The organism is Neolewinella aquimaris, from assembly GCF_014197245.1.
Lineage (GTDB): Bacteria > Bacteroidota > Bacteroidia > Chitinophagales > Saprospiraceae > Neolewinella > Neolewinella aquimaris.
On sequence record NZ_JACIFF010000005.1, the window covers coordinates 377,398 to 390,275 of the forward strand.

General features: G+C 57.3%; 8 protein-coding genes and 1 pseudogene. 4 read left to right on the plus strand and 5 right to left on the minus strand.

Features of this window, described 5'->3' with window-relative positions; genetic code table 11:
• Nucleotides 1-585: 585 nt before the first annotated feature.
• From GGR28_RS11700 to GGR28_RS11710, 3 genes are read right to left on the minus strand one after another with little or no spacing between them, the layout of a single operon-like run.
• Entirely contained in the window at nucleotides 586-2,961 is a 2,376-nt protein-coding gene (locus tag GGR28_RS11700; protein WP_183495969.1) for an APC family permease, read from the minus strand.
• A gap of 3 nt (nucleotides 2,962-2,964) precedes the next feature.
• The gene (locus GGR28_RS19105; RefSeq protein WP_246416646.1) at nucleotides 2,965-6,201 is read right to left on the minus strand and encodes a glycosyltransferase family 117 protein; all 3,237 of its coding nucleotides are present in this window, start codon (nucleotides 6,199-6,201) and stop codon (nucleotides 2,965-2,967) included.
• Between the two features lie 52 nt (nucleotides 6,202-6,253).
• Entirely contained in the window at nucleotides 6,254-7,360 is a 1,107-nt protein-coding gene (locus tag GGR28_RS11710) for a M42 family metallopeptidase (protein WP_183495970.1), read from the minus strand.
• Nucleotides 7,361-7,576: 216 nt separating this feature from the next.
• Between GGR28_RS11710 and porX the strand changes: the two genes are divergently transcribed.
• From porX to GGR28_RS11725, 3 genes are all read left to right on the plus strand, one after another.
• A complete protein-coding gene (gene porX, locus GGR28_RS11715; RefSeq protein WP_183495971.1) occupies nucleotides 7,577-9,133 on the plus strand; it encodes a T9SS response regulator signal transducer PorX in 1,557 nt (518 codons plus the stop codon).
• A 125-nt stretch (nucleotides 9,134-9,258) separates the two neighbouring features.
• Entirely contained in the window at nucleotides 9,259-9,531 is a 273-nt protein-coding gene (locus GGR28_RS19475; protein ID WP_183495972.1) for a type II toxin-antitoxin system Phd/YefM family antitoxin, read from the plus strand.
• A complete protein-coding gene (locus GGR28_RS11725; protein ID WP_183495973.1) occupies nucleotides 9,528-9,800 on the plus strand; it encodes a Txe/YoeB family addiction module toxin in 273 nt (90 codons plus the stop codon). Before GGR28_RS19475 ends, GGR28_RS11725 begins: the two co-directional genes overlap by 4 nt.
• A 13-nt stretch (nucleotides 9,801-9,813) precedes the next feature.
• Here GGR28_RS11725 and GGR28_RS11730 read toward each other — a convergent pair whose 3' ends face one another.
• On the minus strand, nucleotides 9,814-11,247 hold the full coding sequence (locus tag GGR28_RS11730) for a type I restriction-modification enzyme R subunit C-terminal domain-containing protein (RefSeq protein WP_183495974.1): 1,434 nt from the start codon (nucleotides 11,245-11,247) through the stop codon (nucleotides 9,814-9,816).
• A gap of 26 nt (nucleotides 11,248-11,273) precedes the next feature.
• On the opposite strand from GGR28_RS11730, the pseudogene GGR28_RS11735 reads away from it, so the two are divergent.
• Nucleotides 11,274-11,444 (plus strand): annotated as a pseudogene (locus GGR28_RS11735) (two-component system response regulator); the annotation flags it as partial.
• Between the two features lie 24 nt (nucleotides 11,445-11,468).
• Here the strand turns inward: GGR28_RS11735 and GGR28_RS11740 are convergent.
• On the minus strand, nucleotides 11,469-12,878 hold a 1,410-nt coding region (locus GGR28_RS11740; RefSeq protein WP_183495975.1), incomplete at its 5' end, for a T9SS type A sorting domain-containing protein.

Here is a 12,878-nt window from a genome sequence, read left to right on the forward strand (position 1 = left end):
ATCGACGATTTAGATCCGTAGCAAATGCCCTGATGGGGAAATGGTTTGCAGAGACTAAAAGTGATGCTTTAAAATGGGCTCTGAAGCTAACCTATTCTAGCAAAGTATGCGTAATCGAAATTGAGATTGCGGATGATATAGGCGAAGCTTTGTACTTCGCAGACTATCTAGATGGTGTTGGACCAGCACGATATGCGGAGATTGACCATCTCAAGCATGCAACCATTCTAACCGTTACAGATGTTCTAAAGAAATGAAAGTGATCGCCGGTATAAAAATGGTGCCAGCAAGCGAGGGAGGAAGGAGCCGCCCGCTCGCTGGGGGAACCTACACCCCAACTACGATGATCGAACGGGAAGGTTCCGTAAGCCACTGGAGTATTACGCTAAACCTGTTAGAACAGGGTGTTGATGATACTTGGTACGCAATAGCAAGGTTTGTGTCCCCCCATGCACCCTCCGAACTTCTCTATCCAGAAAACGTGCTGGATTTATATGAGGGACCACACGTTGTCGGCCATTTGCGCGTACTCATGCCGGCAAAGGTGATCGAAAAGGTGAGTGTAGCGACTCTATAAAATTGTTATCAGCGGATCTTCACCTCCTCGGCCGCATTCACGAACAGTACGTTACCGATCTCCTCGTAGCCGGCAAAGAGGTCTTCCTTCATCCGCTTGAGGGCTTCGTCGCGGAAGCCTAGAATCACCAGATCAGCCTCACCGGATTTGGTGGCGATCACGCTGCGGCTGTCGGTATTGTCGAGGCGGCAGAGCACGTCGATGTTGTTGCGGCTGATGGGCAACTGGCCCGTTTCGATCAGGTCGTACATCCGCTGCTCCTCCTCGGCTAATTTCGATTCCTCGAATACGGCGAAGAGCTTGATCTCGGCGTTTTTCCAGTCGGAGTGGCCGGTCATGATGTAGGCCAGCAGGATCATCAGGTTGGCGCTCTCGTAGTGGGCCCGCGTGATCCAGACGTGGATGGTCCGCTTGAGCCCGAAACCGCGTTCCGAAAGGCCCAGGATGCCGATGTTGAAGTCTACCGACTTGATCAGCTTGAAGTTGTCGATGATGTCGTCGAGACCCTCTCCGGTCTGCTTCGAGTATTCCAGCAACAGCAGGTTGTTCTCCGTACCCGCAATGCCCGGAAACTGAATGATCTGGGCGATGGCGGAGGTGTAGGAAGGGGAGACGATGGTGTCGACGTAGATCCGGCTCTCCGTAGCCTCGGCCATACGGATGATGCGTTTTTTGGTTTCTGCAGCTGCTTCCGAAGTATCGTGACTCAGGTAGCCGTTGATGTAGTGCAGGTAGGTCCCGAAACCGTACTTCTGCGAAAGCCACCGCAGCAGGTCGAAGGCACCCAGGCGGGTGAAGGTGGCGTCGCTCACGGCGATCATACTGGGGCGCCAGCTCTTTTTCTCCTCCTTGTCGGCCTTCTGTAGGAAGATCTGGATCCGCCGGCTGATCTGGAAAATTACGCCCTGGAAGATTAGGGCAAGGCTCCTTTTATCCGGATTGCTGTAGGCGATGTAAACGTACAGCAGGCCGATGAGCACCACCGCCGTTGCCGCATACGTGCTGTTCATGAAAAACATCAGCCCGAAACACGCGATCGCCCCGAAGAGGGATACGTACCACTTCGAACGGAAGGTGGGCCGGTAACTCGGATCGGCGGCGAAGTGATTGAGGAAGCTGATGAGGCAGAGTGATCCGTAAGTCACCATGAAGAACATGGAGATGATCTCCGCCACGCTGTCCAGCGCCCCGAGCATGATGAAGAACGCCGCCAGGACGACCGTGATCAGGCTGGCATTGTAGGGCTCGTTGCGGTCCCCCTTCCCCCGGGCCAGAAACTGGTTAATGCCGGTGGCGGGAAAGATGTTGTCGGCCGCGATGGCCTGGAGGGTACGCGGCGCGACGAGGATGGAGCCGAGCGCACTGGAGATCGTAGCGGCGGCCAGTCCCAGGGGAATGATCCACCAACCCTGCCAGGCAATGTCGGCCATGACAAGGGTGCTGGTATCGGCAAGTACTTCGGGTGGCGCCGACGCCGCTAGCTTCCAGGCCATGAAGAAGTACACGATCATGCCCCCGATGGTAGCCGCCAGGGTACCCCGCGGGATGGACTTGCCCGGATCGCGCAGGTCGCCGGAAAGCCCCACGCCCGCCGTCATGCCCGTAAAGGCGGGAAATATGATGGCAAAGACGGTGAAGAAACTGAGGGTGGGCAGGACGGGCTTCGCTGGTTCCATGGGCGTCGGGTCGGCCGCACGGGCCACGACCTCGCTGCCGGGATAGTAGACCGAATCAAGGTCAGAGAATTGGTCCGCGGCCGTTACCGATTCGTCGTAAGGCTGGGCCGCCGCCTCCGTACTGTAACTGTTGAAGAAAGAGACGGAATGGGTCTGGGCGTATTCGGTCCGTCCAACAAAGAACGCCAGGAGCGCCAGGGCCAGGGTAGCAACAACCGTGTACAGCACTTTGACCCCCAGGTCCGCTCCCTTCGTAAGGATCAGCGCCGTCAGAATTAAGAGGGCGGGAATGCCGACGGTCTGGGGATAACCCAGCAGGTTATCGACCCAGGGCAACAGTACGTAGGTTTCCCGGATCCAGCCGATCAACGGATTGAAGGCCTCGGTGAAGGCCATGATGTAGAACGCCACCGAAATGGCCTGGGACATGAACAGCGCCATACCGATGGTGGAACCGATGACCAGTCCGAAGCTGCGGGAAATGATGTAGTATTCCCCCCCGCCTTCGACTTTCTGGTTGGTGGCGATCTCGGCGATCGCCATAGCCGTCGGAATGGTCACGGCGTGGCCGATCAGGATGATCCCGATGGTGCCGGCGAGGCCCACCATCCCGACCGCAAAACCGAAACGCAGAAACATGATCGCCCCCAGGATGGTGGAAATGGCCGTAAAGAATACGGGGGCGGTACCGAACTTCTGCTTATCCATGCGTTAGCCCGGGCCGGGTGCCTCGGCTAAGTAGAGGTAATTGGAAAGGATTCCTTCTACCCGATTACGGAGGGCCTCGTTACCACTGTCCCGCAACTGCATGATCAGTTGCTGGGCAATGGCCTGCCCCTGGCGATTCTCGTAGAAGTAGCTTTCGTTCAGCACCTTCTCGTCGAGGCTCTCGTAGTAGTTGAGTCGCTCGGCGGTATTCTCGGCCAGCTGGATGATGACGTCCGCCGCCCGCTCCGTATTGCCGCTACGGAAATAGGGATCGAGCATGATGAACGCTTCGTAGTAGAAGGGGAAGTTCATGTTCGGGAACGACTGGAAGTACTTATCGCCGATCTCGAGCGCACGTTCGGTGTCGCCCCGCTGCATCAGCACATCCATGGTTCTGAGCATTACTCCACGCATCGACTGAATGGCCGGCGCATAGCTGGTATTGACATAGGTATCGACCTTGTCGAAGTTGCCCCAGGTCCATTCGTTCATGATGAGTTCGTAGTTCTTGTCTACGTCAATGCCTCCGGCTCCGATGTTCTGGTAGCGCTGGGTCTGCGATGGGGTGCGGGTGGCGGTGAGCTGCAGCGCGAGCCCTTCCAGTTGCATGTAGTCTTCCAGTCCCATAAACTTGGAGGGCTGACAGGTTACCGCAAAGTAGATGGGGCGCTTGTAGAAGTTGGAGTTGATGATGTCCAGAATGGCGATCTCGTCTTTCTGTAACGAACGCGGATCGATCCTAATGGGGATACTCTGCACTACGGGTTCACCGGCCGGCGTGAGCCAGGGTGCCTGGGCCAGACGCCCCGGATCGACCTTCAGGTTTACGTTGCAGGTGGGGTAAACCGTCTCGATGATTCGGCCGCCCTGCACCGGGAGGTTCTTATCGTCCGCGAGCTCGTTCATGAAGGCCTCCAGGGTGATGGGGGGAGCTTCCTCACACGGCTGCTCGGGATTGCGCAGGTTGTAGTACTGTACGTTGTTGCGCAGGCGTCCCCGCATCTGGTCTTCGGTGAGCTGAAGGTCGATGACCGGGGAGTCGTTCATGCGGTACCGCAGCAGGTCGATGTACCAGTCTACCGCAATGAGGCTCAGGTTAACTACCCGTACATCGGTCCGGATGCCCTCCACCTCCTGGGCGTACCATAGGGGGTAGGTGTCGTTGTCCCCGTAGGTGAAGATGATGGCGTTCTCGTCCACCGATTCCAGGAAGTTGTGGGCGTAGTCGCGGGCGGCGGTGTGGTGCGACCGGTTGTGATCGTCCCAGTTTTGCGTCACCATCAGGATGGGGGCTACCAGGACAAGGGCGGAGGCACCGACGGCCAGACCGACCCCACGGGCCCGGAATTGACCCTTAACCAGTTCGTAGATCGCCGGCACCGCCATGCCGATCCACATACAGAACACGAAGAAGGAGCCGACCAGTACGTAGTCTCGCTCGCGGGGTTCATTGGGCGGCTGGTTGGTGTATATCGTGATGCCGATGCCCGTGATCACGAAGAGGGCCAGCAGGGCAAGGAATTCTTCCCCCCGTCGTCCGGAATGCCAGAGTAGCCCCAGTAAGCCGAATAAGAAGGGGAGGAGGAAGTAGGTATTGCGGGAGGGGTCGTTCTTGAAGTCGCTTGGCAACTCATCGAGGTTGCCGAGCCGCAGCTCGTCGAGGAACTTGATGCCGGTGATCCAGTTGCCGCTACTTTCATCCCAGCTGAAGTATCCCTGCTGACCGTTTTGGCGACCGGAGAAGTTCCACATGAAGTAGCGCCAGTACATCCAGCCCAACTGGTAGTTGAAGAGGAAGCGCACGTTGTCTACCTGGCTGGGGCGGCCGCGGGGCATGGGCTGGGAGGGGTCCAGGCCCATCCATCGTTTGTACAGGCCGGGGCGGCCCTGGGTACCGTCGTACATCCGGGGGAAGAACATCTGCTTGTCCTTCTCGTACTCCGGCGTGACCTTAAAGTTGGTGTACTCGTAGCGACCATCGACCAGTCCGTAGCGGTCTTCCACGTCGGTAGCCGTCAACTGAGCCTCGAAGTGGGGACCGTAGACCAGGCTTCGCTCCCCGTACTGTTCCCGGTTAAGGTAGGGGAGGAGGCTGGTGACGTTGTCGGGATTATTCATGTTGACCGGCGTCTTGGCCTCGGCCCGGATAACTACCACGGCAATCACACTGTAGGCAATCAGGATGCTGGCGATACCCATCGCGGCCAGTTGGACGCCCTGGTCCCGGTGCCGGTGCGCGTAACGGAACGCCAGGTAGAGCAATCCGCCGTAGGCCAGTAGGGTAGGCACTACGCCGCTGTGGACAGGCAGGCCGCTATTGACCATGCCGATCTCAAACCAGTGCCAAACCGAAGGCACCCCGATGATCACTAGGGTCTGAATAATGCCGATCATCAGGACGCCGCTGACGGCAGCCACCACGAATTGTGCCCAGTGCGGCAGCTTCCTTGCTCCCAGGAAATACGTTGCTCCTGCGACCGCGCCAATGCCGATCAATTTACTAGCGAAGCTGCCGGCCGTAAGCAACAGACTGGCCGCGAAGAGGTAGCCGACGATCTTACCCACCCGCGTGAGGAAGAGCTGACCCCGCTCGCGCAAGTAAAACAGCAGGGTAATGAAGGGCAGTACCAGAATGCTAAGCAGGTGTACACCTGAGGACAATCCGATACAGAAGATGCTGAAAATGAGCCAACGGTACGCAATGTGATCCCGGTCGCGGGGCGTAGTGTAGTAACGAATGGCGGCCCAGACGGTCATGCAGGTAAAGAAGAAGGACATGGCGTACACTTCTCCCTCTACGGCCGAGAACCAGACCGAAGTGGTGAAGGCCGCGCTCAGGCCGGCTACCAGTCCGCCCCCGGCAACCGCGATCACCTGTCCGCCCCCGACTTCCGCCCGCTCGTCGCGACCGGTAAGGGAAAGCAGGCTTAAGCGGATGGTCACCCAGGCGACAAAGGTGGCACCGAAGGCGGTACACAGGGCTGACATACCGTTGACGAAGGCGGCGATGAAGGACGGGTCATCGGAGAGCAGATCGCCCACCGCGGCAAACATGCGGCCGATCAGTAGAAAAAGGGGGGCTCCCGGTGGGTGGACCACCTGTAGCTTGTGGGCTCCCAGGATAAATTCTCCTACGTCCCACAGGCTACCCGTACGTTCGACGCTGAGCAGCAGCACGGTGGCCGTAATAATGAATACGACCCAGCCGGTAAGCTGGTGTAAGCGATGAAGTTTTCCCATTGCGCGAAGATTGGATACTGGAACGGCGCAAAGCTAAGAAATATTAGTCCCGTCAGAGCCAGTCGGTACCGTTGTCGGGCCGGTCGGGGTGGGAAGGCTGCTCGTGGCTGGCCGAAAAATCCCAGTCGTAGGTATCGAGCTTGCGGATGGCGGCGGAGAGCAGGGAAATGCAGTCAGCGATGTCCTGCTTGTTCGCCATTTCGATCACCTGGTGCATGTTGCGGAGGGGGATGGAGATGGCTCCGGCGATGCTGCCCTTCGTACCATACCGTTGCACGGCCGCCGTATCGGTGCCGCCGGCCGGCAGAAGTTCCAGTTGGGTCGTGATCTCATCCTCTTTCGCTATGCCCTTCAGGTAATTGACCATACGGTAGTCGGAGATCACCGATCCATCCAGCACCTTTATTGCAGCACCACAGCCGAGTCCGGTCACCCGTTCCTGGGGTGTGCTGCCGGGTACGTCGTAGGCGATGGTCACGTCCAGGCCAAATCCGAAATCCGGATCGATGTGGCTTGCGCTTCCCATTGCCCCGCGTAGTCCGACCTCCTCCTGCACGGTGAAGGTGGCGTAGAGGTCGTAGGGGATCTCCTGGCCTTTGAGCTCACGCAGCACTTCCAGCAGGATGAAAACGGATACGCGGTTGTCGAGTGATTTTCCGGTGACGCAGTTGCCCACCTCAATGAGATGACGGTCCCGCGTGATGGGGTCGCCGACGGAGACGATCCTTTCTACTTCCTCCTTCGGTAGTCCCAGGTCGATAAAGTAATCGGAGATGGGAACCACCTTCGTGCGTTCCTCCGCCTTCATGATGTGGATGGGCTTACTGCCCATAACACCAAGGACATCGTGGCGGCCGTGCACCAGTACCCGCTGGGCCGTTAGAGTCTTTGGGTCGAATCCTCCGAGTGGGAGGAAGCGCAGGAAACCGTTGTCGTCAATGTGGTTGACGATGAAGCCGATTTCGTCCATGTGGGCGGCAACCATGACCCGCTTGCGTTCGCGGCCCTTTTTTAGTGCGATCAGGTTGCCCATGTTGTCGATGCTTACCTCATCGACCAGGTCCTTGACCTCGTCGTGGACGAGTTGACGAATCCTTCGCTCGAATCCGGATACGCCGGGTGCCTCGCACACGGCCTGTAGTAGGGGTAGATTTGTCATAGGTCTCACTGGTTGGTTGGGCGGCACAAAGCTAGGTCATTGTACGTACACTCATTTAATTGCGCGAGCCTACTAACTGTTTCCTTTCGCCAATGTTTTGGCGGGGGTCTGCATTTGCGCGATTTTCCCGTGAACACCGCCTACGGGTACTTCCAACTTCCCCCCGGCGTTAAACGTATCTACACACGTACCACCCCACCAAGCGAAAGAATAACTATGGACAGCATCAAAATCCTCTGGGCCGACGACGAGATCGACCTCTTCAAGCCACAACTGATCTTCCTGCGTAAGAAGGGGTACGAAGTCGTTACCGTCACCAACGGACACGATGCACTCGAGGAAATTGAAACGGATAAGGAGATCGACATCGTATTTCTTGACGAAAGCATGCCCGGCCTGACCGGCCTGGAAACCCTGAGCCGCATCAAAGCGATCCTTCCCACCATCCCCGTGGTGATGATCACCAAGAACGAAGCGGAGGACGTGATGGAGGAAGCCATCGGAAGTCAGATCGCCGATTACCTGATCAAACCCGTTAATCCCTCCCAGATTTTACTCACGCTAAAGAAGATCGTTGACGAAAAGCGACTCGTACGCGAGAAGACCACCAGTGATTACCAGCAGGATTTCCGCCAGCTGCTCATGCAGATCAACAGCGGCCTGGACAAGGAAGAATGGGTCGACGTCTACAAAAAGATCATCAACTGGGAGCTTAAGCTCGACGACAGCAACAGCGAGCAGATGGGTGAGATCCTGTCCGTCCAAAAACGGGAAGCCAACGCCGAATTTTCGAAGTTTGTCGAACGCAACTACCTCGACTGGGTGAAGGGAGAAGATGCGCCCATCATGTCGCATAACCTGATGCGCGAAAAGGTATTCCCCCACATCAACAAGGAGCGGCCCACCGTGATGGTGCTGCTCGATAACATGCGCTACGACCAGTGGCGCGTCATCGAGCCCATGATCACCCAGCTCTACCGGGTTGAGGAGGAGGATTCGTTCTACAGCATCCTACCCACGGCCACCCAGTACAGCCGCAATGCCATCTTTGCCGGCATGTGGCCCTCCGAGATCGAGAAGCACTACAAGGACTGGTGGCTAAACGACAGCGAGGACGGCGGCAAGAACAACCACGAGGCTGACCTGCTCGGCAAGCAGTTCGAACGACTGATGCGCCGCGGCGACATCAAATGGGAATACACCAAGGTCACCCGCACAAACTTCGCCCGCCAAATGCAGGATCGCGCGCTGGATTTTCTCAACAACGACTTCAGCGTCATCGTCTACAACTTCATCGACATGCTGAGCCACGCTCGCACGGAGATGGAGGTTCTCAAGGAATTGGCCGGCGACGAGAAAGCCTACCGCAGCCTCACCCGTAGCTGGTTTGAGAACTCCCCCCTGTGGGCTACCCTGCGGCGCCTGGCCGAGCGCGACATTACCCTCATCGTCACCACCGACCACGGCACCATTCGGGTCAATACGCCCAGCCGCGTCGTAGGCGATCGCGATACCAGCACCAACCTGCGGTACAAGCTCGGCCGCAACCTACAGTACGAGGAAAAGGACGTGCTCGAGGTTCGCGAGCCCAAGGAAGCCAAACTGCCCCGCCCCAACCTGAGCAGCAGTTTCATCTTCGCCAAGGAGGACAAGTTTTTCCTCTACCCCAATAGCTACAATTACTACAACAACTACTACCGGGATACCTTCCAGCACGGCGGGATCAGTCTGGAGGAGATTGTTTGTCCGGTGATTCGGCTCCGCACCCGCTAGTACAACGTGGCCTCCCCCGATAACTATCGTGGCACCAGTACAATTCGGTCTCCCCCGGATACCCACCGGGGACGCCGGTACAACTTGTACGTAATTTCGTACGTTTACTCTGCAAATCGATTGCTATGCAGGCTATCACTGTTTCCAAGTTCCGGTCCAATATGAAGCACTATCTGGACCACGTCGAAGAATCCAACGACACCGTTGTAATTCCCCGTAGTGGGAATGATCGGGAAGGAGTGGTGCTCATGAGTTTAGCGGACTACAATTCATTGATGGAAACGCTCCATCTAAAATCCTCTCCTATGAATCACCAACGACTGCTGGAGGGTGTGCGACAAGTCGAGGCTGGAATTACTACGGTTAAAAGCCTCACGGACCTTGATCGTGCTATATGATCGTTGCATTTACGGAGACCGGTTGGGAGGATTTTGCATACATGCTCGACCGGGAAAAGAAATTGGCCACCAAAATTCGTAAACTGATTCGGGAAATTACTCGCCATCCCTTTGAGGGGACCGGCAAGCCGGAGCCCCTAAAGCATGAATTCGCGGGCTATTGGTCACGGCGCATCGATAAGCAGCACCGGTTGGTATACCGCATTGTGGGAGAGGAGGGGGAAGAAAGAACTTGCTACATCATTCAGTGCCGATTCCACTACGGCTGAGATGGGTGGCAGCCTAAGCCGACTCCCGGTAAAGCCCGCCCTGCAGCTCAATAAACGCTTGACGGATCGTAGCCGGATTTCCCAGCACCCGCTTGGCGTCCGGTACGCTGTGGTACTTCAACACGAGCAAAGCCCCCAGGCGACTGTCGTCCAGTTCTTCGTAGCCGGCCTTTACGTATTGATCGAGGACGAAATTGAGGAACTCCTGCTGGTTGGCGTCGTAATCGCTTAGGTAAGCCCGGGCGCGGGTGGCGCGTTCCAGGCGGGGGAGCACCTTCTTACTGTAGGCGACATAACGCAGTACATCGAATAGGTCACTGTTTTCGGCCTGTACCAGCCGGCGCAGGTCTTCCAGCTGGGCGTCAGAATAACCCGCCTCCTCCAGCGTTTGCAGCAACTTGCGACGTGTTTCCGGGCGACTCCACAGCCGGCGCAGCTCATCTTCATCCTTGAGCAATTCCGACAGGTCGCCAAACAGTTGATGCAAAAAGGCTTCGGCGCTGATGACCCGGCCGGAAGAGTCGTAAAACATGGTGCGAACCATCGAATCGATCTGCACTACCTTATGGGGACTGAGACGAATTTCGGTGATTTCCCTGCGCGGTCGCTCGCATACGCAGGGGTGATTGTCGCAGTCCGGGCAGAGAGCCAGCTCGTTCAGTCCTTCATCCGCCACTTCCTCCACCCGCCGGTCCTCTGGTGCGACGTACGGCCGGGAAGTAGTCTGGTCCTGCGGGGGACCGTCCCATTCCGGATCCTGAAAATGCTGGTAGGCCTCCACGTAATCGTGAATGGTAAAGTACTCCTTACCGTCGTGCAGCCGGGTACCCCGACCGATGATCTGCTTGAATTCCACCATGGAGTTCACCGGGCGCAATAGCACGACGTGGCGAACCTCGCTGGCGTCGACGCCTGTACTTAGCTTCTGGCTGGTGGTGAGGATGGTGGGGAGCGTCCGTTCGTCGTCCTGAAATTCTTTCAAGGCCTTTTCGCCGCGTGCTCCGTCGTCGGCCGTGACGCGCTGGCAGTAGTCCGCGTGCAGGGAGTCGCTGAGCTGGTTGATCAGGTCGAGGATCAGGGCGGCGTGCGCCTGGGTAGCGCAGAATACGAGGGCCTTCTGCCGCTGATCCACGGCTTGGAGGAAGAGCTCCACCCGGTACTTTTCCCGCGCTTGGATGACGAGTTTACGGTTGAAGTCCGCCTCCGTGTATTCCCTGCCTTCTTCTACCTCACCGATCAGCACTTCGTCGTCGCCCGTATAGATGTACTTGTCCATCCTGGTGGTGTACTCGCGGACGCGGAAGGGCGTAAGGAAGCCATCTTCGATACCGGTATGGAGCGAGTACTCGTACACCGGCTCCCCAAAATAATCGTAGGTGTCCACGTTGTCTTTCCGCCGGGGTGTCGCGGTGAGGCCCAGCTGCACGGCCGGCGCGAAGTGTTCCAAAATCCCGCGCCAGGTCGATTCGTTGTTTGCCCCGCCCCAACCTGAGCAGCAGTTTCATCTTCGCCAAGGAGGACAAGTTTTTCCTCTACCCCAATAGCTACAATTACTACAACAACTACTACCGAGATACCTTCCAGCACGGCGGGATCAGTTTGGAGGAGATTGTTTGTCCGGTGATTCGGTTGCGGACGCGGTAGTAATTTTTAGTTCACGCTGCCGGTCTACTGAATCAAAATTCGGCGAGTTTTCATATGCGGACCTTCCCCGATGGTCAGTACGTACATACCGCTAGGAAGATCACTTACGGGGACCTTTGTTTCCCGATCACGCAGCTTCCTGCTTCTTACCAGTCGTCCGGCGGGACCGTATAGGTGAAGGCGGGCTCCCCGTAGTTTATGGTTGACAGTACGTACCGTCAACACACCGGCGGTGAGGGGATTCGGAAATACCTTGACCGACGAAGTCTGGCTTTCCGTAATGAACACGCTGCGCGTTTCAGTGAACTCGACTGCCCCATCGTAGTCTACTTGCCTAAGCCGATAGTAGTTTATTCCAGTTCCGGGGGATTCATCGATAAAGGTGTAGGATTTAGGGGTAACCGTAGTGCCGTGACCGGTTACGGAGCCGATGGTTTCGAATACGGTACCGTCCTGGCTCCGTTGAACGTCGAATCGTTCATTATCCGATTCCGATGCCGTACGCCAACTGAGGTGGGCCTGACCTGCGTCATTAGCTTCGGCTCTCCAGGCGACCAGTTCGACGGGCAGGGCAGCGAAAGTGGTCCGGGATACGGCAAAGACGAATGCCTGGCCGGCCGAATTGCTTGTGGAACCGGAGACAATGATGTCCCGGATCAGTTTGGATTCGTCGGAGCCGGGGAGGTTGAAGGTGTAAGAAAAAAGCCGTGGGTAATCTGTATTTGACGCCGTTATTGCTTCCGTGGATTGCTCCATGTACCCACTGGGCGTGTGGGCGAAAGTGGAATCGGCTAGCCAATCCTGAATGAAGAAACGATTAGCAATGTCCAGCGTAGAATTATCCGTGTAGACCACCGTGATGTCGACGGGGGTCTTTCCGTTAGCACTCGCGGCTAGGAAGTGGAGCTGGGTAGCCGTAGTTGGCGTTTCGAAACTTAGTAGTATAACGTCACCGCTGCCGACCGTTGCGACGTTGGTTTGGGTGTAGTCCCGTAATGAGTAGGGAAGCCCTTCGGAGGTACTGACCGAATAGTCGGCAGGCATTCCGGTGCCACCAGGAGCATTAGGGTGGGTCGTTGCGTATAGCACGTGTGTGCCGTCCAGAGTTTCATTGGTGGTAGTGGCTGCGGGTGAATCTTCCGCTACCACGTCGATACTGTAGCTTCCTGCTGTCAACTCGACCGTGGCGAAAGATCCGCTTTGATCCGGTCCGGCAATATATTCATCGGCGCCGATGCTGGGGGGATCGCCACGGACCTCACCGTCGATGTCGTCGGGGACGGCAGCCAGGAACACCCCAGCGGTGGCCAGGGCCGGGGCCTGGGCGTGCAGGTTGGTCTCGGAGAGGTACTGGGGGGCGAAACTGAGGGAGTTGGCGCCCTGCCCGGAGGCGGACTGCCAGGCGGCCAGGTCGGTCAGGGGCGCGCCGCTGTA

What these genes read in the sequence shown, in the direction of transcription:
- porX (WP_183495971.1), top strand. Translation starts at nt 7,577, where the DNA reads ATGGACAGCATCAAAATCCTCTGGGCCGACGACGAGATCGACCTCTTC.
- GGR28_RS19475 (WP_183495972.1), top strand. Translation starts at nt 9,259, where the DNA reads ATGCAGGCTATCACTGTTTCCAAGTTCCGGTCCAATATGAAGCACTAT.
- GGR28_RS11725 (WP_183495973.1), top strand. Translation starts at nt 9,528, where the DNA reads ATGATCGTTGCATTTACGGAGACCGGTTGGGAGGATTTTGCATACATG.
- GGR28_RS11700 (WP_183495969.1), bottom strand. Translation starts at nt 2,961, where the DNA reads ATGGATAAGCAGAAGTTCGGTACCGCCCCCGTATTCTTTACGGCCATT.
- GGR28_RS11710 (WP_183495970.1), bottom strand. Translation starts at nt 7,360, where the DNA reads ATGACAAATCTACCCCTACTACAGGCCGTGTGCGAGGCACCCGGCGTA.
- GGR28_RS19105 (WP_246416646.1), bottom strand. Translation starts at nt 6,201, where the DNA reads ATGGGAAAACTTCATCGCTTACACCAGCTTACCGGCTGGGTCGTATTC.